This window comes from Salinimicrobium sediminilitoris (genome assembly GCF_020866905.1).
Lineage (GTDB): Bacteria > Bacteroidota > Bacteroidia > Flavobacteriales > Flavobacteriaceae > Salinimicrobium > Salinimicrobium sediminilitoris.
Window position 1 is genome coordinate 758,145 of record NZ_JAIVCC010000005.1, and the last position, 23,310, is coordinate 781,454.

Genomic DNA, 23,310 nt, shown 5'->3' on the forward strand with positions numbered 1-23,310 from the left:
TTAGTATTTGTTGAAGCACCCCGATCCTCTCCCAAAGTTAAAGGTAAAATAGATACCGGTAAAAACATACCAGTCGGAGGTATTTCGGTTACCAAAATCATAAAGGTTGTAACTACCATCAACTTCTGAAGGGTGACTACCATCCAGGTTGTCTGTAAAGGTATAGCGGGCTCCTATTTCCATGCCAGCAGAGAGAAAATTGTTCAGGGTTTGTTTATAGCCCATTACGATAGGCAGTGAAAATTCCCAGTTATTCCCGGCTTCCTGTAATTCATTTGCTGCCGGATTGGTATAGGCCAAATTTTTCAACATGTAGTGATTGGCAAAATAGTAGTTAATTCCGGTGTAAAGATAAGGAGTTGATTGGTAAGTATTGGCGTGAAGGTCCCAATCCCAAAAAGTAAATTCAAGACCTAATGAAGCTTCAGCAATAGTATTTGAGAAAGAATATCCTCTTTGCAGTCTTCGGCCTTCATTGGATTTTGCATCATCGGCCTCGATTTTGGCGTAAAGGAGGGAGAATCTAAAGGAGTGGCGATCACTGCGATTCCACTTTACAAGACCTCCAAAGACCGGTGTGTTCGGGTTGATATAGGTAGTGTTTCCCACATCCCCAATATAATTTGCTCCTCCTATAAAAGGGCCTACTTCAAAATTTTGGGAATAGGTCTGATTTCCGCAAAGGGCAATTAGAACCATAACAACAAGATACCTCATAGGTCTTCAAAAGTCTGCAAATATAACAATATTGTTAACCCTACAATAACATGAGGGAGTTTGTGCTTTAGCATTAACAGATTAAAGCAGGTTTTATTGTTTTAATTGCGCTTATCTTCTCCCCAAAGTAGTTTTTTTCGGAGGGTTTTTAAGAAGGTGTCACTTGTAAATTCCACCATTTTTATTTTAAAAGGCGCCTTTTTAATGGTGACTGTAGTGTTGTTTTTAAGGGTTTCTAACCTTGAATCCATAGAAACAAGGTAGTCATCTGCACGACCCGACACTTTTAATGTGATTGTGGTGTTATCTTTTATGACCAGTGGGCGGGCATTAAGATTGTGAGGAGCAATGGGGGTGATCACAAGTGCCTTTGTGGCAGGTGTAATCACGGGGCCGCCACAACTTAATGAATAGCCGGTAGAGCCGGTAGGGGTGGAAACTATTAACCCGTCTGCCCAATAGGAGGTAAGTGGTTCTCCATCAAGCCAGGTGTCAATAGTGATCATGGAGGTACTGTTCTTTCTGCTAACAGCTATTTCATTAAGGGCGAAATTGTTGTGGCATAGTTCTTCCGCTTCAGGTTGGGTCATAATACACAACAAGGAACGTTCGGAGATCTTATACTCGTTTTTGAGAAGCCTTGAGATGGTAGCCCGAATTTCTTCTTTATGTACCGTAGCCAGGAAACCAAGTCTCCCGGTATTGATTCCCATAATGGGAATATTTAGGTCCTGAACAAAATTTACCGAATGAAGTATAGTCCCGTCTCCTCCTACACTTATAAAAATATCGAAGGTATCATCCAGCTCCGTAAAGGTTGCAAAATGGTGAAAATCCTTTTCAATTTCTTTGCTTTCGTCAATGAGTCTAAGAAAATTCTCTTCTATAGCGACCTCAATATTTTCAGAATCTAAGACATTTAGAAGTTCTTCAATATAGGCGCCCGAGTTGGTGTGATAAAATTGCCCGTAGATTGCAGCCTTCATCCTTAAATGTTTAGGTATTTATCCAGATAGCGGGAGCGATCCTGCAAACTCGATGAAAAAGAATCTTCAGAGTGTTGGGATACGACCTCATAGCCGTACCTTCTAAAGGTTTGAAACATGGCATTAAATGGGACAGCTCCTGTTTTAAGAGTGATTTGTGCACGTTCATTTTCAATGGCTGAAACGAATGCGCCCAGTACATTGGTGCCATTGGATTCCACAATCTGGCATATTTCACTAAAGGCATAGTCCTTGACTCCTTTTTCCACTACTATAATACCGCCCGGATTGTTAAGGAAAGGTGATTCGGTAAATAAGTTCATAATATCCTGTAGCTCAAGATATCCCAAAAATGCATTGTTTTCATCTAAAACGGGCATTATGTTGGAATCATTCTTGGAAAAATTATGCAACACATCTATCCAGTTGTCTGTATCCCTTACAAAAAAGCCTTCCAGGGCATATTGAAACTCCTCCATGGGTTTGTCTGTGTCAAAGATCCTGGCATCAGCCACGGGGATACAGCCCATATAGGTTTCACCCTGTTTGACGGGTAAATGAGAATAAGGATATTCATTGAAAATCTCAAGCACTTCTGCCACAGGGGTGTCGAATTGCGGGATTTTTATCTCATTAAGTATGTATGGCTGAATGTTCATTGCCCCGGGGTTTTTCTGCAAATTAATCAAAATAATGTACTTTTTTGCTTAATCAACTTTGTATTTTTGTTGAAAACAAGTGTCAAAAATGACTAAATTAAGCGTAAATATTAATAAGATTGCAACCCTTCGAAACAGTCGGGGAGGGGATATTCCCAATGTTGTACAGGTTGCCAAAGATGTGCAGCGGTTTGGAGGACAGGGAATCACAGTTCACCCAAGGCCAGATGAACGCCATATAAGATACCAGGATGTGCTGGACCTTCGTCCTGTAGTAACCACAGAATTTAATATTGAAGGAAATCCAATTCAAAAATTCGTTGACCTGGTATTAAAGGTAAAACCCGAACAGGTGACTCTTGTTCCCGATGCAGAAGATGCAATTACTTCAAATGCGGGTTGGGATACTATTAAACATAAAGACTACCTGAGAGAGATCATTTCAGAATTTAAAAACAAAGGGATCCGGACTTCGATTTTTGTGGATCCCGATCTTGAAATGATCAAAGGTGCAGCAAATACCGGGACAGATCGTATTGAACTCTATACCGAGGAATACGCCCGGCAATATGCAAAAGGAAACAAAGATGGAATTAAACCTTATAGATCCTGTGCCGAAGCTGCCAATGATCTTGGACTGGGAATAAATGCTGGTCACGATCTTTCCCTGGCAAACATTGAATACTTTCAGAAGAATATTCCTGGTTTGCTGGAGGTGTCTATTGGCCATGCTTTAATAGCCGAAGCTCTATACCAGGGGCTGGAATATGTTATTAATCAATACTTAAGTTTACTAAGAAGCTAATGAAATTACATTCGAATATCGTGGGAGAGGGGCAGCCTCTATTGATCCTTCATGGATTTTTGGGGATGAGTGATAACTGGAAAACGCTTGGAAATGATTTTGCCGATGCCGGTTACCAGGTGCACCTCATTGACCAAAGGAATCATGGTCGTAGCCCTCACAGTGAGGTATTTAATTATACCGAGCTGGCCAAAGATATCAAAGAATATATTCAGCACTACAGTCTCAAAAATGCCATTTTAATTGGACATTCTATGGGAGGTAAAACAGCAATGACGGCCGCCGCTTTGTTTCCTGATCTTATTGAAAAGCTGGTAGTAGTGGATATTGCGCCAAAATACTACCCGCCGCACCACCAGGATATTTTGAAGGGATTAAAAGCCGTTGATGAGGCTACATTGGAATCGCGGGGAGAAGCAGATGAAGTGCTGTCACAATATGTGTCGCAGAAAGCAGTACGAATGTTTTTGCTTAAAAATCTTTATTGGAAAGAAAAAAATCGGCTGGGACTAAGGTTGAATCTGGAGGTACTTACAAAAGAGATCGAAAAAGTAGGTGAAGCACTGCCGGGGGATTACGTTTATTCCAAACCCACACTTTTTATTAAAGGGGAAAGGTCAAATTATATTACTTCAGAAGATGAAGGGCTCATAGAAAAACATTTTCCCGAAGCGAAAATTTCAGTCATTCCGCGAGCGGGGCACTGGGTTCACGCTGAGAATAAAAAGGAGTTTTATGAAGAGGTAATGAGATTTTTGTAATTCTGTTGTAGAATTTACTATGCACGCGTAATAAATTGATGTTTTTCTTGCCTTATATTCAATTTATGCTATTTTTGAGCCATTGATCCTAAAATTAAATCTACACAAACTATTATGAAAAAAGTTTTATTACTAATGGTATTTGTTCTTGCAGGTACTATAACTTATGCCGGTGGTTATCGTGTTGGTGTACAGGGGCAGCGCGCACTGGCCATGGGACACACGGGAGTTGCCGTAGTTAACAGTGCCGAATTGGGTTTTTTCAATCCGGCAGGACTTGTTTACCTTGAAAACCAATTAACCATTTCTGCAGGGGTAAGTGCAGTATTTTCTGAAGTTGCCTGGCAAAATGAATCTACAGGAGCAACAGCTCGTACAGATAACCCTGCGGGAACTCCTTTTTACTTCAATGCTTCTTATAAATTGAATGAAAATCTTGCTCTTGGCCTTAGTATATATACCCCTTACGGGAGTACGGTAGAATGGGAAGATGACTGGGCCGGTTCTCACTTAGTTAATAATATTAAACTTCAGGCTATCTACATCCAGCCACTTGTTTCTTACAAGATCGCCGATTTCGTGAGCGTTGGTGGTGGTCCCATCTTCGTGACAGGTTCGGTTAATTTTAACCGTAATTTAAGCAGAACCCTTACCAACATTGATGGTGAGAGATCAAATGTTACCATAGACGCTTCGGGAGTGAACGAATGGGGATGGTCTGCAGGTGCACTTTTTACTCCTACCGAAGATCTTAGAGTGGGAGTTAATTACCGTTCTGAGATCATTATGAATGCTGAAGGTGGAGATGCCGATTTTGAAAACATTCCAAATACGCCGCTTGCACCTTTTAGCGATACAACTTTTGATGCTCAGTTGCCTTTACCGGCAGAACTTACTGTAGGTCTATCTTATGAGCTCAATGAAAAGTGGTTATTGGCCTTTGATTTTAACAGGACTTATTGGGGAGTGTATGAATCCCTTGATATAAAATTTGCCAATGGTGTGGTTTCTGAAAATCCACGTGGTTATGAGGATGCCAATACCTGGAGATTTGGAGCACAATACATTGCAACAGATAAGTTGACCTTACGTGCAGGTTATTATCTTGATCAATCCCCTGTACAACCTGGATATTTTGCACCAGAGACTCCACGTAATGACTCCATGGGTTTCACCGGGGGACTTTCTCTTAATGTGACTTCAAGACTTGCAATAGACGCCTCTTTTGCATACATAAGATTTGACGAGGTAGATGCATCCTACGACCACTACATTGATGAAAATGGGCAAAATGTACCTTTTGGAGGAACATATAAATCTGTAGCCTTTATTCCTGGGCTGGGTGTTACTTATAAACTATAATAAAGAAATTTGAATATGAAAAACTATATAAAATATATCGGAATTCTGGCCCTGGGGATGGTTGCCTGTGAACCCGAATTTGAAAATCCGGTTGATGATATTGATGCTTATTCCAGTGGGGAAGCTGACTTTTCAAACTATGTGGCATTAGGAAATTCTCTTACAGCGGGCTATGCAGATAATGCATTGTATATCACCGGTCAGCAGAATTCTTACCCAAATATCCTGGCGCAACAATTTGCAAAAGTGCAGGAGACTCAGGATTTTGACCAGCCCTTAATGGCCGACAACGCCGGGGGTCTTCTTTTTAATGGAACTCCAATTGCCAACACAAGGCTTGTGCTGGGAATAGGTGAAAGTGGAACATCTCCAAGAAATTACACCGGAAGCCAGCCTACTACAGAGGTTACTAACAAACTATCGGGATCTTTTAATAATATGGGAGTGCCAGGAGCAAAAAGTTTCCATTTAATTGCGCCAGGCTATGGAAATCCTGCCGGAGTATTAACAGGAGCTTCGAATCCTTATTTTGCAAGGTTTGCTTCAACAGAAAATGCTACGGTGTTAGCAGATGCTGTAGCTCAAAATCCCACCTTCTTTACCTTATGGATTGGTAATAATGACGTTTTAAGTTTTGCTACTTCAGGTGGTTTGGGTGTTTATCAAGAGGATCCAACTGTGGAACTTTCTGCTTATGGTTCCAATGATATTACCAACCCTCAGGTTTTTGCGGGAGTATATTCAACTTTAGTGGACCTAATGATGAGTGCCGGCGCCGAGGAAGGAGTGCTGCTTAACATTCCTGATGTTACAAATATTCCCTTTTTTACAACTGTTCCTAATAACGCATTAGAACTTTCTGCAGAACAGGCTGCCGGGTTGACCGGTTATTTTCAGGCTGTAGCCGGAATATTCACACAGTTTTTAATGAGCCAGCAAGTGCCCGCAGAGCAGGCGCAGGCAATAGCTTCTCAATATGCCATTACTTTCAATGAGGGGAAAAATCGCTTTATAATTGATGTTCCTGAAACTCAAACTAATCCACTTGGTTTTCGTCAAATGACAGAGGAAGAATTACTCCTGTTGACAATCAATCAATCAGCTTTACGGGAGCAGGGATATGGGTCGGCTGCTATTACGCCACAAGTAATGGAAGTACTTGGAATGCTACAGGCTGGACAGCAACCTTCTCCAGAACAGGCTCAACTTGTATTGGATGCAGTAAATGGTATTGATGATGGGGACGCCCTGGATGCTTCAGAATTAAATGACATTAATACAGCGAGAACCCAGTACAATCAAACAATTAAACAATTGGCTGATGCTAACGGATTAGCATTTGTAGATGCAGCAGCAATGCTGGAGCAAACTGCTACCACGGGGGTTAACTATGATGCAGGAGTGCTTACTTCAACTTTTGGAAGTGGTGGTGCTTTCTCCCTTGATGGAGTTCATCTTACACCAAGAGGCTATGCTCTTGTTGCCAATCGTATTATTGAAGCTGTTAACGACAAATATAATGCTACTGTCCCAACTGTGAATATTGGTTATTATGGCACCATTACTCCGAGTAACGATTAAGGGCTTTTATTAATAATCATCAAAACGCCGGGACATACCCGGCGTTTTTCGTTCAAAAGACTATCTTAGTATTCAAAAATATTAAACTATGACTTTCATTTTAAGAATTCTCCTTACAGCCGTTGTTGTGGTTTTCCTTGCTAATTTTCTTCCCGGTGTAACGGTTACTGGATATTTTACTGCAATTGTCGTAGCCCTGGTGTTGGCGCTGCTTAATCTAATTGTCAAGCCTATCCTGGTGCTGTTGACATTACCTGTTACCATTATTACTCTGGGGCTATTTTTAATCGTGATCAATGCAATTATTATACTTCTGGTCGATGCTTTTGTAGATGGATTCCAGGTAAGTGGCTTTTGGATTGCTGTGCTTTTTAGCCTTTTATTATCAATTATCCAATCTCTGTTTTTCTCTATTGCCGAAAAGAAATAAAGGCTGCTGAATTTCAACTTTTTGAAACTTTGCTCGCTCTTAAAAAAGTTGTACTTTTGCAGACCAATTTTTATAAGCAATTATAATGAATATAACGAGAGAGAACATAGACGAACTTAATGCCGTACTCAAGGTAGATATAGCTAAAGAGGACTACAGCAACAAAGTTGAAAAAGTACTAAAAGATTACCGTAAGAATGCAAATATTCCCGGCTTCCGAAAAGGACATGTGCCAATGGGGATGGTGAAAAAGCAGTATGGTAAGGCTGTTTTGGTTGATGAGGTGAACAAGTTACTTCAGGATTCATTGAATAAGTATCTTACTGAAGAAAAACTTGATGTTCTTGGAAATCCGCTTCCAAAGGAGCAGGAAAATTTTGACTGGGACAGTGATAACTACACCTTTGAATTTGAATTAGGTCTTTCTCCACAATTTGAAGTGAGCCTGGACAACAAAGAGGCTATAACTTATTACAAGATCGTTGCCGGTGAGGAAATGATAGATAACCAGGTGAAGACCCTTCAGAAGCAATATGGGAAACTCGTTTCAAAAGAAGTTGCCGAAGAAGGAGACCAGGTTACAGGTACTTTTAAAAATGAAGCTGAAGGAATAGAATCTAAAACTACCCTTCCTCTTGAAAAGTTGAAAAACAAGGAGCCTTTCCTTGGAGCTAAGGCCGGTGATACTGTTTCTGTTAGTACCAAAGATCTTTTTGAAGATGATCACCAGTTGATGGAATTTCTTAAAGTTGAGCATGACAAGGCGCATGGACTTGATGTTGAGGTGCAGTTTGAAGTTGAGGAAGTTAACACTCAGGAGTTGGCCGATCTTGATCAGGAGTTATTCGATAAGCTTTTTGGGGCAGGGGAAGTCACTTCTGTTTCCGAGCTTAAGGAAAAAATAAAAGAAGACGCTGCAAAGCAATTCGAACAACAAAGTGACCAGCAATTGCTGAATGATGTTACTGAGATGCTTATAGAGACTCACAATTTTGATCTTCCAAAGGAATTTCTTCAGAAGTGGATCCAAACCGCAGGTGAAAAAGAACTTTCTGAAGAGCAGGCGAAGGAAGAGTACGAAAAAAGTGAAAAAGGATTAAGATTTCAATTGATCGAAGGTAAGCTTATACAGGAGCATAACCTGGAAGTGAAATTTGAAGATCTAAAATCTTTTGCCAAAGACAGGATCAAAGAACAAATGGCTCAATTTGGCCAGATGAATCCCGAAGAAAAGGAACTTGATGATATCGCAGCGAGAATCCTTTCCAATCAGGAGGAAGTAAAGCGCCTTTCGGAACAATTAATGAACCAGAAACTTCTTGAACTTTACAAGGAAAAAGTAAACCTTGAGGAGAAAGAAGTAACGTACGAAGAATTTGTTAAAGAAGTTTACCAATAGAACTTTTGTTAATTAATACTTATATCTTTAAGGGCGTTAGACCGAATGCGGGATAACGCCTTTTTTGGTAAATGATTTAGGGGGAAAAATTCCTCTTTTTAAAGTAAAACCGATTTTATTTCAATGGATTACGCTAAAGAATTTGAGAAATATGCAACCCGTCATCACGGGATCAACAGTAACTATTACGACAAGATAATAAGCAGCATGTACCCTCAGGGTATGACGCCAAACATCATTGAAGAGCGGCAAATGAATATTGCCATTTTTGATGTTTTCTCACGTTTAATGATGGATCGTATTATCTTTTTAGGAACCGGAATTAGCGACCAGGTGGCCAATATTATTCAGGCACAGTTGTTGTTTTTAGAGAGTACAGATTCCTCCAAGGATATTCAGATTTATATTAACTCTCCTGGAGGAAGTGTTTATGCAGGCTTGGGTATTTATGACACAATGCAGTTCATTAAGCCCAATGTTGCAACAATTTGTACGGGAATGGCCGCTTCTATGGGAGCAGTTCTTCTTTGTGCAGGGGAAAAAGGAAAAAGGAGCGGTTTGCCGCATTCCCGTGTGATGATCCACCAGCCTTTAGGTGGGGCGCAGGGACAGGCAAGTGACATTGAGATCACAGCTCGTGAGATCCTTATCCTTAAGAAAGAGCTTTATGATATCATTGCAAAGCACACTGGTCAAACCTATGAGAAGATCCATGAAGACAGTGACCGTGACTATTGGATGAAAGCAGATAAAGCTTTGGAATACGGAATGATAGATGAAATTTTAACTAGGGAATAATTCCTTTTTTGAAGAATGTAGAGAAGCCTTAAAGGCTACAAGAAAAGATTTATGGCAAAAGAAGAATTAGAATGTTCCTTCTGCGGAAGAAAAAAACCTGAAACCAACCTGCTTATCGCCGGGCTGGACGCTCATATTTGCGACCGGTGTATTGAGCAGGCTCATGGGATCGTTATTGAAGAATCAAAACAAGACAGCTCGGGGGAACTTTCCTCAGAGCTAAAGCTAAGAAAGCCTCAGGCCATCAAAGGCTTTTTGGATCAATACGTTATTGGGCAGGAGCACACCAAAAAGGTACTTTCTGTCGCTGTTTATAATCACTACAAAAGATTATTACAGCCGGTGAATAACGATGATATCGAGATCCAGAAAAGTAATATTATTATGGTAGGGGAGACCGGTACCGGTAAAACCCTTATGGCCAAAACCATAGCCAAAATGCTAAACGTGCCGCTGGCTATCGTAGATGCCACGGTATTGACCGAAGCCGGTTATGTGGGGGAAGATGTGGAAAGCATACTTACCCGCTTGCTTCAGGCTGCCGATTATAATCTGGAGAAGGCACAGCACGGGATCGTATTTATTGATGAGATCGACAAGATTGCCCGCAAGAGCGATAATCCTTCGATCACGCGGGATGTGTCGGGAGAAGGCGTGCAGCAGGCATTACTTAAGCTTCTGGAAGGAACTACAGTGAATGTGCCGCCAAAAGGAGGTCGTAAACATCCCGATCAAAAGTTTATTGAAGTAGATACAGAAAATATTCTCTTTGTAACAGGAGGGGCTTTTGACGGCATTGAGAAGAACATTAGCAAGCGACTCAATATGCAGGCGGTTGGTTTTAGTGCTTCCAAAAGCGATGATGCTATTGAGCGGGAAAATTTGCTTAAGTACATCATTCCAAAAGATTTAAAAGATTTTGGACTTATTCCCGAAATTATTGGTCGTCTCCCGGTGCTTACACACATGAACCCATTGGATAGAAAGACCCTTAGGTCAATACTTACAGAACCTAAGAATGCTATTATTAAACAGTATCAAAAGCTGTTTGAGATGGATGATATTAACTTTACTATTACCGATGAAGCTCTGGATTTCATCGTAGAAAAAGCAATAGAATATAAGCTTGGAGCTCGTGGCTTGAGGTCCCTCTGTGAAGCAATACTTACCGATGCTATGTTTGAAATGCCCGAAGGCAATACCAACGTACTGGAGGTCGATAGAGATTACGCCGAAGAGAAACTGGATAAATCTGGTATAAAAAGGCTTAAAGCAGTCTCTTGATAAGGTATCAAAAAGGATATTTAAAGCCATTCTCTTTAGAATGGCTTTTTTTATGGCCTGTATTTCATGTCTTCTGAATTTTTGAAAATTTTAATACAACAATTCGAATAAACGTGTAAATTAGACAGAATGTAATGATTTGTTAAATAGACGGATAATGGAAAAATTAAATCCCTACCTTACTTTTTCCGGCAATTGTGAAGAAGCTTTTTATTTCTATAAATCGATTTTTGGAGGCGAATTCTCCCATATAAGTCGATATCGGGATATCCCGTCAGATGAAGGTCTCGAGATTCCGGAATATAGAATGAACAAGATTAAACACATTGTGTTACCCCTCGGAGAAAAATGCCAATTGATTGGGAGTGATTGCGACGATGGATGGTGCCCCGAGGTGGTGAAGGGGAACAATGTTTCTCTCGCAATCGATGTGGAAAGCAAACAAAAAGCCGATAAGTACTTTGAAGCTTTATGTGCAGAAGGTTCGATTACCATGCAAATAGGTGATGTTTTCTGGGGAAGTTACTACGGAATGTGTACAGACAAATTTGGAGTAACCTGGATCATTAACCATCCCAAACCCGAAGGCAATACCTAGAATGCAACAACTGGAGATCAAGACTGCGATTCAAATAGCAAGATCCAAATATGACATTTTTGAGGCGATAGTTGAGCCTGAGAAAATGAGCGGGTACTTTATTTCAGGTTCCTCCGGGAGTCTGCAGGAAGGGAAGACCGTCAACTGGACCTTTCCCGAATTCCCTGATAGTTTTCCTGTCAAAGTTGTTCAGGTAAATGCTTCTGAAAAGGTTCTTTTTGAATGGGATGGAGCCGAAGGATTTAAGACTACCGTAGAAATTAATCTGGAGAAAATTACCGATACTCAGACTCTTGTAACAATCACCGAAGGAAAGATGGAGGTAACCGAACAGGGAATAAAATGGTATGGCCAGAATACTGAAGGCTGGGCTAATTTTTCAGCCAGTTTAAAAGCTTATATGGAGCACGGTATAAACCTTCGCAAGGGCGCATTTGATTTTCTGAAAAAATAGATTTTTAATTTCTTTATTCAACGGTCATGAAAACAACATCTGCCGAAGTAATTAATGATCTTATTGTTCGCACAGAGGCCAATCTTAGAATGGCCCGTGAGCTAAACAAAAGATCTGTCCATGATCTTAACCAAAGTCCTGCACCGGGCTCCTGGAGTGCATTGGAATGTATTGAACATCTCAATTATTACGGGGATTTCTATGTTCCTGAAATTGAAAACCAAATTGCTTCTTCACCTTATCTGCACGAAGAGATCTTCAAAAGTGGCTTTTTGGGAAATTATTTTGCTCAAAGTATGCTTCCAAAAGAGGGTTTTAAAAAGATGAAAACTTTGAAGAGTACTAATCCCTCGGGAAAGAAACTGGGTAAGGAAGTTATCGACAGGTTCATCATGCATCAGCAAAAGTTACTGGAGTTGCTCAAAAAAGCAAAAAGTGTAAGTCTTACCCGCACCAAAACCGGAATAAGTATTTCCAGGTTCATTAGGTTGCGGCTGGGAGACACTTTTAGAGTTGCTATCTATCATAATCAAAGACATTTGCTACAGGCCGAGAGGGCATTGAAATCTGTAGAAACTTCTGCAGCCGAAGCATAAGTTAAGAGAGGTTCCAAAAATGACATTTTTGGAACCTCTTTAAATTCAGGTGAAGTGGGGAATCTTTTTTAGTAGCCGGAAATAAAAAACCCGCTTCAGTAAAGAAGCGGGTTTTTCTATTCTAAAACTTAAGATATGCAGAGTAAAATCTCAATACTCAATACTCATATCTCAAATCTATTTTTACATCATTCCAGGCATACCTCCGCCCATTCCTTGAGGCATTCCGCCACCACCGGCGTTTTCTTCCTTGATATCAACCAAAGAACACTCGGTAGTAAGGATCATGCCCGAAACAGAAGCAGCGTTTTCAAGAGCTACTCTTGTTACCTTCTTAGGATCGATAATTCCTGCTTTCATCATGTCCACATAAGTGTCAGATTTTGCATCATATCCATAGTTTCCTTTTCCTTCAAGTACTTTATTGATCACTACAGAGCCTTCGCCACCTGCATTCTCAACAATGGTTCTAAGAGGAGATTCGATTGCACGGTTCACGATCTGGATACCTGTAGCCTCGTCGGCATTAATAGATTCAAGATTTGCAAGAACTGCCTTTGCACGTACCAGGGCAACACCACCACCGGCAACAATACCTTCTTCTACAGCCGCACGGGTTGCATGAAGTGCATCGTCAACACGATCTTTCTTTTCTTTCATTTCAACTTCTGAAGCTGCACCTACATAAAGTACAGCAACACCTCCGGCTAGTTTAGCCAAGCGCTCCTGAAGTTTTTCTTTGTCATAGTCTGAAGTAGTGCTCTCCATTTGAGACTTGATCTGGTTCACACGATCTTTGATTGCCTGGTTGTCACCTGCACCGTTTACTACAGTTGTATTGTCTTTGTCGATAGCTACTTTTTCGGCAGTACCAAGCATGTCAAGAGTTGCGTTTTCAAGGGTGTAACCTCTTTCTTCAGAAATTACAGTACCACCTGTAAGGATCGCGATATCTTCAAGCATTGCTTTTCTTCTGTCTCCAAATCCTGGAGCTTTTACAGCTGCAATCTTAAGAGAACCTCTTAATTTGTTTACAACAAGCGTTGCAAGGGCTTCACCGTCAACATCTTCGGCAATGATCAAAAGTGGCTTTCCGCTTTGAGCAACAGGCTCAAGTACAGGAAGCAGGTCTTTCATTGAAGAGATCTTCTTATCGTAGATAAGGATATATGGATCTTCAAGATCTGCAGTCATTTTCTCGCTGTTGGTAACGAAGTAAGGAGAAAGGTATCCGCGGTCAAACTGCATCCCTTCTACAACATCAACATGAGTCTCTGTTCCTTTTGCTTCCTCAACAGTGATCACTCCTTCTTTTCCAACTTTACCAAAGGCCTGAGCGATTAGCTCTCCAATTTTATCGTCATTGTTGGCAGAAATAGAAGCTACCTGCTTAATTTTTTCTGAAGAATCTCCTACTTGCTGACTTTGTTCCTTAAGGTTGGCAACCAAAGCTTCTACAGCCTTGTCAATTCCACGTTTAAGATCCATTGGGTTTGCACCGGCTGCAACGTTTTTAAGACCTTCTTTTACGATGGCCTGAGCAAGTACAGTAGCAGTAGTTGTACCGTCACCGGCAATATCATTGGTTTTAGAAGCAACTTCTTTTACCATTTGTGCTCCCATATTCTCAAGAGCATCTTCTAATTCGATCTCTTTTGCAACAGTTACACCATCTTTTGTTACTACAGGAGCTCCAAAGGATTTATTGATGATCACATTACGACCTTTTGGGCCCAAAGTAACTTTTACTGCATTAGCCAATGCATCTACTCCGCGTTTAATACCGTCGCGGGCTTCGATGTCAAATTTTATTTCTTTTGCCATTTTTATTAAATTTTTTTCTCCCGAAACCGGGAATTAATCTTGTTTTCAAAAATTGATGAGGTAAAAAACCGCCTGTAAGTGATGGCGGTGTAACCACAGTGGTTATACTATAGCAAGAATATCTTCCTCTCTCATGATAAGGTAATCTTTACCTTCCAGTTTGAGCTCTGTACCTGCATATTTTCCATAAAGCACACTGTCACCAACCTTAACGGTCATGTCGTGATCTTTTTTACCGCCGCCTACGGCTACTACTGTGCCTTTTTGAGGCTTTTCTTTTGCGGTTTCTGGAATGTAAATACCTGATGCAGTTTGAGTTTCGGCTGCGGCAGGCTCAACAAGTACTCTGTCTGAAAGAGGTTTAATGTTTAGTGCCATTTTACAAATGTATTTTAGTTAATGATTCTATTAATTGAACTGGCTTAAAGACGAAAATTGTGCCAGTTGGTAAATGCTGACAAAAGCCAAAAAAAAATGCCAGCTTGTCATAAGCTGGCATTTGTATAAATATTTTAGGAACTTTTTAGTTCTGCTCTCCAGGATTGTTGGCAGGAGTTTCAATAGGTGCAGGGATGTTGGTTTCCACCTCTGGTTCACCGCCCATTATCTTAGATTCTCCAACTCCATTCCCATCCATGATGGTAACGTTGGAAAGTAGGATAAGCACAAGTAAAAGTGTAGCCAGGGTCCAGGTACTTTTATCCAAAAAGTCCGAAGTTTTTTGGACTCCCCCAATTTGGTTTGCACCACCGCCAAAGGCAGATGATAGTCCGCCACCCTTAGGGTTTTGAACCATGATAACCACTACCAGCAAAAACGCTACTATAATTATAAGTGTCAAAAAGATTGTAAACGTGCTCATTATGCTTAACTGTTATTTTCCTGTAATTTTTCGATTGCCCGAATTTGGTCTGCAAAGAAACCACTTTTTTCCGGATTTTTCAAAATTAAAATTTTATATGCCTGTATGGCTTTTTTGTAATTTTTTTGTTCCAGGTATACCCGCGCTAAAGTCTCTGTCATAAGGGATTCCGGCGCTGCCAGGCTGTCCTCTGCGAGATTGGCTTTTTTTGCAGTTTTTGAGGGGGTAATGCGCGGATTTTTGGAAATAAATTCCTCAATTAGTTCAAACTTTCTGCTCTTTGCTTCCTGTTCTTCTGAAGATAAACCTTCCCTGTTTATAGGTTTTGCTGAAGCAAGCTTTAACCATTCTGAAAATGAATGATTTTCGTTCGGATTAAAAGAGAGGGGTTTTCCTAAATCAAGGGAATCATCTTCAGCTGAAGTTTGCCCTTCTTTTTCTCTTCTTCTGAAAAGCTCGGGATCAAAAACCTGTTCAGATTCCTTCACCTTCATTTTTAAAGCCTTGTCAAGAGAAAGATTGTCATCTTTTGTTTCGGCCTCTCCGGGCTGTAGATCTCCAATATCTTTTTGATGCTGCTCCTGTTTTTTAATGGAATCGGCGATCTTGTTCTGGTTGAACTCTTTCGAAGTGATAAAATCGAACAGTACTCCGCGATCTGCGGTGTGGGCAGCTGCAACCTTTAATTCTTTATTGTAATGTAAACTATTTACATTTTTAAGCCCCTTTAGTCGTACCGCACGGGCAGCCTGGAAGTACGGATATTTTTTCAAAACCTCGTGCAGGGCTTTTGTCTGCTCAAAAGAGACTGCAGCCGGATTTTTTAATATCGATATTACTTCCTCCTGTTTCATTACCAGTTTGTAAGGGTGGCGTTAAAGATATCCTGGGTTATACGGGTGAAAATTTCCTCAAGGGCCGTTGCCAAAGTGGAGCCGGAAAGCTGATCGTTGGCCGGATAATCATAGTAAAAAGAGAATCGCCTGTCTAAAATGTCCTTTTCGGGATCAAGCGTATTATAATAACGCAAATTCACCACAATGGTAAGCCGGTTTTGAGCAGCTGTACTTTGAGCTGTTGCACTCATTGGGGACACGTAATAATCCACTATTTCACCTTCATATACCAAATCTCCGTTTTCATCTGTCAGGTTGAGGTTCGTCTGACTTTGAATAAGATCCTGAAGCTGCAGTGTGAAGGTGCGGTCTATTCCCGGTTCTACTATTGGTGCTGCATTCTGAAAATAATTTACCTGGAAAGTTTCTGCCTCACCCACATCGGCTCCCGTGAATGAGTAGATGCCACAGGAGTGGAAGCTAAGTAGAAACAGGGCAGCAAGCAGCAGTTGAATTTTTTTCATAAAATATAAGGTGTCAAAAATGACATTTTAAAGGTCGTATTGTTTGATCTTTCTGTACAGGGTGCGCTCACTTATTCCCAATTCTTCAGCCGCGGCCTTTCGTTTTCCATTGTGGCGTTCCAGGGATTTCTTGATGAGTTCCAATTCTTTATCCTGAAGGGAAAGGGTTTCTTCCTCCTCAATTTCTTCAGCAAAATAATATTTATCCTGTTTATCGGGTTGATTTTGCTGCGGAATTTGAAGAACTTCCAGTTGCTCGTCTGTTATTTCTTCGGGAATGACATCTTCCTCATCATTATTTCCGTAGATCTTTTTAATAAGGCTTTCGTTTTCTTCTTTCACGTTTGTGTGACTCTCATTCTCCATGAGCTCTAAAGTGAGCTTTTTAAGATCGTTGAGATCGTTTTTCATGTCGAAAAGCACTTTGTAAAGGATCTCCCTCTCATTGCTGAAGTCGCTTTCTTTTTTCTTCTCCTCAATAATGGCCGGTAAATTACTGCCATAACCGGGGAGATATTCTTTAAGCTTTGCAGCGTCAATACTTCTTTCCTGTTCCAGGACAGAAATTTGTTCGGCCAGATTCCTTAGCTGCCTTACGTTGCCATTCCATCGGTACTTTTGTAACAGGCTAATGGCATCATCATCAAGTCGTATGGTGGGCATTTTGTACTTTAAAGCAAAATCTGACGCAAATTTCCTAAAAAGCAGGTGGATATCGTCCTTGCGCTCGCGCAGGGGCGGCAGGTAGATTTCAACGGTACTCAACCTGTAATAAAGATCTTCCCGAAATTTCTCCTTTTGAATGGCTTCGCTCATATTAAGGTTGGTGGCAGCTACAATGCGCACATTAGTTTTCTGAACTTTGGAAGAACCAACTTTAATAAATTCTCCGTTTTCGAGAACTCTTAATAACCGAACCTGCGTAGTTAAAGGCAATTCCCCAACTTCATCGAGGAAGATAGTTCCTCCGTCGGCGACTTCGAAATATCCGCTCCGGGTTTGGGAGGCGCCGGTAAAAGCACCTTTTTCGTGCCCAAATAATTCTGAATCAATGGTGCCTTCGGGAATTGCTCCACAGTTGACAGCAATGTATTTTCCATGCTTTCTATGGGAGAGGGCGTGGATGATCTTGGGAATACTTTCCTTTCCCACACCGCTTTCCCCGGTTACCAGCACCGAAATATCTGTAGGTGCCACCTGCATGGCTTTTTCTACAGCCCTGTTAAGCTTCTGGTCATTTCCCAGAATACCAAAACGTTGTTTTATTGCCTGAATGCTTTCCATATTTTAAATCAAATTCCAATAAACAAGCACCAAATTCCAATAGGGGTGCGGGAAATACTGTACTATTTAATTAAAGAGTTTTACTCCTCCAATGTTGATCTTAAAGTTTAGAATTTTAATTTACTTAAACCTTAAACCTTAAACCTTAAACCTTAAACCTTAAACCTTAAACCTTAAACCCAATGACCACTAATTGTTGTCGCTATACCCAACTGCTTCTCCTATTAGCGTAGCACTGGTACAGGCTTCTATCTTCACATTCACAAATTCACCTACTTTGTAGTTCTTCTTTGGAAAAACCGCAACCGTATTCTGGGTAGTTCTTCCGCTCCAATGAGCATCAGATTTTTTGGATTCTTTTTCGATCAAAACTTCTACCGTTTTACCAACGAACTGCTGCGTTCTGTAAAGGCTGTGTTCCCGCTGAAGGCTGACAATTTCTGTAAGTCTTCTTTTCTTTACTTCTTCGGGTACATCATCTTCAAGCTTTCTGGCCGCCATTGTTCCAGGTCTTTCAGAATAAGCGAACATAAAACCATAGTCGTATTTCACATATTCCATTAATGACAGCGTGTCCTGGTGATCCTCTTCGGTTTCTGTAGGGAAGCCGGTGATCATATCCTGGGAAATAGCTACATCGGGAATTAATCTTTTGATGTTATCTATTAGGGTGAAATATTCCTCGCGGGTATGAAGTCGGTTCATTTCCCTGAGGATCCTATCGCTTCCGCTTTGCACAGGAAGGTGGATGTAATTACAAATATTTCTATAATTCGCCATTGCCTCGATCACGTCCAGGGTCATATCCTGCGGATTGGAGGTGGAGAATCTAATTCTCATTTTAGGATGTGCTTCGGCAACCATTCGCAAAAGTGCAGCGAAGTTTGTGGCGGTCGCAATTTGCATTTCAGAAGCATTTTTAAAATCCTTTTTAAGTCCGCCGCCGTACCACAAATAGCTGTCAACATTCTGTCCCAAAAGAGTGATTTCCTTGAATCCTTTTTTTGCGAGATCATTTACTTCTTCCATGATGCTCTGTGGATCCCGGCTGCGCTCTCTTCCTCTTGTGAAGGGAACCACGCAAAAGGTGCACATATTATCGCAACCACGGGTGATAGAGACAAAAGCCGAAACGCCGTTGCTTTGCAGTCGCACCGGGGAAATGTCGCCGTAAGTTTCATCTTTGGAAAGAATAACATTTACTGCGTTTCTTCCTTCCTCAACTTCATTTATAAGGTTTGGCAGGTCTTTATAGGCATCGGGTCCCACAACCAGGTCAACGATCTTTTCTTCTTCCAGGAATTTAGCTTTAAGGCGCTCGGCCATGCAGCCAAGAACTCCCACTTTCATTCCCGGATTAATTTTCTTTACTGCGTTATATTTTTCGAGTCTCTTGCGAACTGTTTGTTCTGCTTTATCTCGTATTGAACAGGTATTAATAAGAACAAGGTCTGCTTCCTCAAGGCTCTGCGTAGTATCAAAGCCTTCTTTGGCGAGAATGGACGCAACGATCTCGCTGTCGCTAAAGTTCATCTGGCAGCCATAGCTCTCGATCATCAGCTTTTTCCCGTTTCCGGTCTTAGGCTCCATAACCAGTGCATTTCCCTGCTGTTTTTCATCTATAATCTTCTCCATATTTCAAAAAAGTGCCATTAGGTAATTGAACGCGCAAAGATACGTTTTTAGTTGAGAAGTGACAAAGTGACAGGAGGAAATAATGTCTTTTCTGAAGACCAAAAAAATGCATTTTTGAAAATTAAAAAAGCGATGTTTAAAATTTCCTATACTTTTGCAAATCTAAAAAAGATACTATGGCGAAGAATTTAGTGATTGTAGAGTCCCCCGCAAAGGCTAAGACCATTGAAAAATTTCTGGGCAAAGATTATATCGTTGCCTCGAGTTTTGGTCATATTGCCGATCTTCCCACCAAAGAACTTGGGGTGGATACCGAGGGTGATTTTACTCCTAAATATATAGTATCCCGCGACAAAAAAGATGTCGTCAAGAAGCTCAAGAGCTTAGCAAAGAATGCCGACATGGTTTGGCTGGCGAGTGATGAGGACCGGGAGGGAGAGGCTATTGCCTGGCACCTGGCCGAAGAGCTTAAACTTGATAAGGATAAAACCAAAAGAATTGTATTCCATGAGATCACCAAATCTGCTATTCTTAAAGCAATCGAGAATCCACGTGGGATCAATTATAATCTTGTAAACGCACAGCAGGCCCGTAGGGTTTTAGACAGGCTGGTAGGTTACGAACTTTCTCCCGTATTGTGGAGGAAGGTTAAAGGCGGACTTTCTGCCGGAAGGGTGCAGTCTGTTTCTGTGAGATTGATCGTGGAGCGAGAGCGGGAAATTCAAAATTTTCAAGCTGAAGCCTCTTTTAGAATAGATGCCGAATTTACTAATGAAGAAGGAAAGACCTTTAAAGCGAAACTTCCGAAGAATTTTGACACCAAAGCTGAAGCTGAACAATTTCTTTCAGATAATCTTGGCGCAAACTTTAAAGTAGCCGATCTTACTACCAAACCGGCAAAGAAATCACCTGCTCCACCATTTACGACTTCCACGCTTCAGCAGGAAGCAGCCAGGAAATTATATTTTTCGGTAAGTAAGACAATGACCATGGCCCAGCGTCTTTATGAGGCGGGACATATTACTTATATGAGAACCGATAGCGTCAACCTTTCTGACGATGCAAGAAAAGGTGCCAAAAAAGAGATTTTAGACGCCTATGGGGAAAAGTACAGCAAGACCCGGCAGTTTAAAGGAAAGACAAAAGGGGCGCAGGAGGCACACGAAGCAATTAGGCCAACCAACTTTGCAGCGCATAGCGTGAAGGCAGACAGGGATGAGCAGAGGTTGTATGAACTTATATGGAAACGGGCGATCGCTTCCCAAATGAGTGAGGCTCAACTTGAACGTACAAACGTTAAGATTGAGGCCGATAAGCATGACAAGCAATTCACTGCCAACGGGGAGGTGCTAAAATTTGATGGTTTCCTTAAAGTGTATCTTGAGGGGAGAGATGAGGAAGATGAAGAAGTACAGGAGCAGGAAGGAATGCTACCGGCATTGCGGGTGAATGAAAAGCTTGAAAATGAATATATAACCGCAACCGAAAGGTTTACGCGTCCACCTTACAGATATACCGAAGCTTCTTTGGTGAAGAAACTGGAGGAGCTGGGAATTGGCCGTCCTTCAACTTACGCGCCAACAATTTCTACTATTCAAAACAGAAATTATATTGAAAAAGGATCTGTTGACGGTACCGAGCGGGAGTATGTTCAGATTAGTCTGAAGAATGAAAAAATTAATGAAAAGAAACTTACAGAAAATGTAGGTAGCGATAAAGGAAAATTAGTGCCAACCGATGTTGGAATGGTGGTGAATGACTTCCTGGTAAACCATTTTTCGGGTATTCTTGACTATAACTTTACGGCTAAAGTGGAACAGGATTTTGATGATATAGCCGATGGTAATGAGGAATGGACAAAGATGATGAAGGATTTCTACAGCGATTTTCATCCTCGTGTTCAGGACGTGGCCGAAAATGCCGAAAGAGAAGTTGGGGAGAGAATTCTGGGTACAGATCCAACTTCCGGAAAACCTGTAAGCGTGCGCCTTGGGAAATTTGGTCCTATGGTACAAATGGGTTCTGTTGAGGATGAGGAAAAACCGAAATTCGCGAGCCTTTCACCAGATCAAACGCTTGATTCCGTCACTTTTGAAGAAGCTATGGAGCTGTTCAAGCTTCCGAAGGAATTAGGGGAATATGAAGGAGAAAAAGTGGAGGTGAACAATGGACGTTTTGGACCATATGTTAGGTATGGAAAAAAATTCGTTTCCCTTGAAAAGGGGGAGGATCCCATTGAAGTGACAATGGAGCGGGCGCTGGAGTTGATCAAGGAAAAAGAAAAAGCCGATGCTCCTATTTATGAGTATAAAGACCTTCCGGTACAAAAAGGTATCGGGCGTTTTGGACCCTTCCTTAAATGGAACGACATGTTCATCAATGTCAATAAAAAATATGATTTTGATAATCTTTCCGCAGAAGATATTGAAGAACTAATCGAAGATAAGATCAAGAAGGAGCGCGAAAAGGTGATCCATAACTGGGAAGATGAAGGAATTAGGGTTGAAAAAGCCAGGTGGGGGCGGTCTAATATTATAAAAGGTAAGACTAAAATTGAATTACCTAAAACTGTTGATGCTGCCAAACTTAGCCTTGAAGAAGTGAAGGATATCATAGAAAAAAAGGCGCCAAAGAAAAAAGCGGCAAAAAAATCCACAGGTACTAAAAAGACAGCTGCCAAAAAAACAACCCGTAAAAAAACCACCTCCAAAAAGAAGTAATTTATGGAACTGGAATTTTTTACGCCGGTTAACGCAGAGCTTGCAGAAATTGCAGGAAATAAGCTGCGGTCTTCCCTTAGAATTCATCTTGAGGATAAAGCTTTTCCCGATCTTGATGGGGTGAAAATCGCCTTTTTTGGTGTTCTGGAAGATCGTCTTGATGAAGAGCCAACAGGGGAACCTTTTAACTTTGATGACATTCGCAGGGAATTTTATAATCTGTACCCCGGCAACTGGCATTTACCAATGGCCGATCTGGGGGATATTCAAAAAGGGGAGACTGTTGAAGATACTTTTTTTGCTGTCCAGTCTGCTGTAAATGTGTGTCTCAAAAAAGGGATCATTCCTGTCATTTTAGGCGGGAGTGAAGATTTAGTATATGCGCAATACAGGGCGTATGACGGGGTTGAGCAAATGGTAAACCTGGTGAATATTGATTCCAAATTTGATCTTGGAGACGCTGATAAACCTATTAGCAATCGTTCATATGTAGGAAAGATTGTGGTAACCAAGCCATATAATCTCTTTAATTATTCCAGCCTGGGATATCAAACGTATTTTAATTCACAGGATGAAATAGAATTGATGGATCGTTTGTTCTTCGATGCCTATCGTCTTGGGGAAGTTACAGGGGATATTACAGTGATTGAACCGGTAATGAGGGATGCTAATCTTGTAAGTTTGGATCTTGGTGCAATTAGTGGAGGAGCCCTTGGTAACTACCGGCTTAAATCGCCAAATGGTTTTGATGGAAAGGAAATTTGTGCTTTGTCCAGATATGCCGGTATAAGTGATAAAGTATCTTCATTTGGTGTATATGAGTATACTGCACGACTTAATTTTCCTGCATCCAGAATGTTAATCGCACAGATTCTTTGGTATTTTGTGGAGGGAGTGAATTTCAGAAAGAATGAAAATACTATTTCCTCAAAAAAAGAGTTTATAAGATATCAGGTGCCAATTGATGATGAAATACTGGTGTTTTACAAGAGTCCCGTGAGTGGTCGCTGGTGGATAGAGATTCCTTTTATTTCCCCGGTAAGTAATAAACTTAAACGGCATACGTTATTACCTTGCACGCAAGGAGATTATTTGGATGCCTGCAATCAAATCATCCCTGAGAGGTGGTATAAAACTAAAAGGAAAAACGAAATTTAATGATATAAACATTTGTAGCTTCTGCATTTTGACTAAA

23 protein-coding genes are annotated in these 23,310 nt (G+C 41.0%); 13 read left to right on the plus strand and 10 right to left on the minus strand.

The features are described from left to right. The 3 genes from porG to LA313_RS08510 form a co-directional block, all read right to left on the minus strand. On the minus strand, positions 1-717 hold the full coding sequence (porG, locus tag LA313_RS08500) for a type IX secretion system protein PorG (protein WP_228914256.1): 717 nt from the start codon (positions 715-717) through the stop codon (positions 1-3). A gap of 101 nt (positions 718-818) precedes the next feature. Continuing rightward, on the minus strand, positions 819-1,703 hold the full coding sequence (locus tag LA313_RS08505; RefSeq protein ID WP_228914257.1) for an NAD kinase: 885 nt from the start codon (positions 1,701-1,703) through the stop codon (positions 819-821). 2 nt (positions 1,704-1,705) lie between these two features. After that, positions 1,706-2,362, minus strand: coding sequence for a CBS domain-containing protein (locus LA313_RS08510; RefSeq protein WP_228914258.1), 657 nt, complete (start codon positions 2,360-2,362; stop codon positions 1,706-1,708). Positions 2,363-2,450: 88 nt separating this feature from the next. Here LA313_RS08510 and LA313_RS08515 point away from each other — a divergent pair, with 88 nt between their 5' ends. The 11 genes from LA313_RS08515 (at position 2,451) to LA313_RS08565 (ending at position 12,430) form a co-directional block, all read left to right on the plus strand. Next, complete coding sequence (locus LA313_RS08515) at positions 2,451-3,167, plus strand: pyridoxine 5'-phosphate synthase (protein WP_228914259.1); 717 nt, start codon at positions 2,451-2,453, stop codon at positions 3,165-3,167. Next, positions 3,167-3,928, plus strand: coding sequence for an alpha/beta fold hydrolase (locus LA313_RS08520; protein WP_228914260.1), 762 nt, complete (start codon positions 3,167-3,169; stop codon positions 3,926-3,928). Before LA313_RS08515 ends, LA313_RS08520 begins: the two co-directional genes overlap by 1 nt. A 114-nt stretch (positions 3,929-4,042) precedes the next feature. Beyond that, positions 4,043-5,290: an OmpP1/FadL family transporter gene (locus tag LA313_RS08525; RefSeq protein ID WP_228914261.1), complete on the plus strand. Its 1,248-nt coding sequence runs from the start codon at positions 4,043-4,045 to the stop codon at positions 5,288-5,290. A gap of 15 nt (positions 5,291-5,305) precedes the next feature. Beyond that, positions 5,306-6,871 (plus strand): G-D-S-L family lipolytic protein, encoded by a 1,566-nt coding sequence (locus LA313_RS08530; RefSeq protein ID WP_228914262.1) that lies wholly within the window; start codon positions 5,306-5,308, stop codon positions 6,869-6,871. A gap of 88 nt (positions 6,872-6,959) precedes the next feature. Continuing rightward, positions 6,960-7,301, plus strand: a complete 342-nt coding sequence (locus LA313_RS08535) for a phage holin family protein (protein ID WP_228914263.1) — start codon at positions 6,960-6,962, stop codon at positions 7,299-7,301. Positions 7,302-7,386: 85 nt separating this feature from the next. Continuing rightward, entirely contained in the window at positions 7,387-8,700 is a 1,314-nt protein-coding gene (gene tig, locus LA313_RS08540; RefSeq protein WP_228914264.1) for a trigger factor, read from the plus strand. 123 nt (positions 8,701-8,823) lie between these two features. Beyond that, a complete protein-coding gene (gene clpP / locus LA313_RS08545) occupies positions 8,824-9,498 on the plus strand; it encodes an ATP-dependent Clp endopeptidase proteolytic subunit ClpP (RefSeq protein WP_029033202.1) in 675 nt (224 codons plus the stop codon). 51 nt (positions 9,499-9,549) lie between these two features. After that, the gene (gene clpX, locus LA313_RS08550) at positions 9,550-10,782 is read left to right on the plus strand and encodes an ATP-dependent Clp protease ATP-binding subunit ClpX (protein WP_228914265.1); all 1,233 of its coding nucleotides are present in this window, start codon (positions 9,550-9,552) and stop codon (positions 10,780-10,782) included. 157 nt (positions 10,783-10,939) lie between these two features. Next, positions 10,940-11,380 (plus strand): VOC family protein, encoded by a 441-nt coding sequence (locus LA313_RS08555; protein ID WP_228914266.1) that lies wholly within the window; start codon positions 10,940-10,942, stop codon positions 11,378-11,380. Between the two features lies 1 nt (position 11,381). Then, complete coding sequence (locus tag LA313_RS08560; protein WP_228914267.1) at positions 11,382-11,834, plus strand: SRPBCC family protein; 453 nt, start codon at positions 11,382-11,384, stop codon at positions 11,832-11,834. 26 nt (positions 11,835-11,860) lie between these two features. Next, positions 11,861-12,430, plus strand: a complete 570-nt coding sequence (locus LA313_RS08565; protein ID WP_228914268.1) for a DinB family protein — start codon at positions 11,861-11,863, stop codon at positions 12,428-12,430. Between the two features lie 183 nt (positions 12,431-12,613). Here LA313_RS08565 and groL read toward each other — a convergent pair whose 3' ends face one another. The 7 genes from groL to miaB form a co-directional block, all read right to left on the minus strand. Further along, on the minus strand, positions 12,614-14,254 hold the full coding sequence (groL, locus tag LA313_RS08570; RefSeq protein ID WP_228914269.1) for a chaperonin GroEL: 1,641 nt from the start codon (positions 14,252-14,254) through the stop codon (positions 12,614-12,616). A 102-nt stretch (positions 14,255-14,356) separates the two neighbouring features. After that, positions 14,357-14,632 carry a co-chaperone GroES gene (locus LA313_RS08575; RefSeq protein WP_228914270.1) on the minus strand — a complete coding sequence of 92 codons (276 nt, stop codon included), beginning with the start codon at positions 14,630-14,632 and terminating at the stop codon, positions 14,357-14,359. A 145-nt stretch (positions 14,633-14,777) separates the two neighbouring features. Then, positions 14,778-15,116: a preprotein translocase subunit SecG gene (gene secG, locus LA313_RS08580; RefSeq protein ID WP_228914271.1), complete on the minus strand. Its 339-nt coding sequence runs from the start codon at positions 15,114-15,116 to the stop codon at positions 14,778-14,780. A 5-nt stretch (positions 15,117-15,121) separates the two neighbouring features. Then, entirely contained in the window at positions 15,122-15,970 is an 849-nt protein-coding gene (locus LA313_RS08585) for a hypothetical protein (RefSeq protein WP_228914272.1), read from the minus strand. After that, positions 15,970-16,476, minus strand: coding sequence for an LPS assembly lipoprotein LptE (lptE, locus tag LA313_RS08590; protein WP_228914273.1), 507 nt, complete (start codon positions 16,474-16,476; stop codon positions 15,970-15,972). The genes LA313_RS08585 and lptE overlap by 1 nt, the downstream gene beginning before the upstream one ends. Positions 16,477-16,503: 27 nt before the next feature. Then, positions 16,504-17,760, minus strand: a complete 1,257-nt coding sequence (locus LA313_RS08595; protein ID WP_228914274.1) for a sigma-54 interaction domain-containing protein — start codon at positions 17,758-17,760, stop codon at positions 16,504-16,506. A 189-nt stretch (positions 17,761-17,949) separates the two neighbouring features. After that, positions 17,950-19,395, minus strand: coding sequence for a tRNA (N6-isopentenyl adenosine(37)-C2)-methylthiotransferase MiaB (miaB, locus tag LA313_RS08600; protein ID WP_228914275.1), 1,446 nt, complete (start codon positions 19,393-19,395; stop codon positions 17,950-17,952). A 176-nt stretch (positions 19,396-19,571) separates the two neighbouring features. Here miaB and topA point away from each other — a divergent pair, with 176 nt between their 5' ends. Together topA and LA313_RS08610 are read left to right on the plus strand one after the other, a co-directional pair. Continuing rightward, entirely contained in the window at positions 19,572-22,115 is a 2,544-nt protein-coding gene (gene topA, locus LA313_RS08605) for a type I DNA topoisomerase (RefSeq protein ID WP_228914276.1), read from the plus strand. Between the two features lie 3 nt (positions 22,116-22,118). Then, the gene (locus LA313_RS08610) at positions 22,119-23,273 is read left to right on the plus strand and encodes a formimidoylglutamase (protein ID WP_228914277.1); all 1,155 of its coding nucleotides are present in this window, start codon (positions 22,119-22,121) and stop codon (positions 23,271-23,273) included. Positions 23,274-23,310 lie beyond the last annotated feature (37 nt).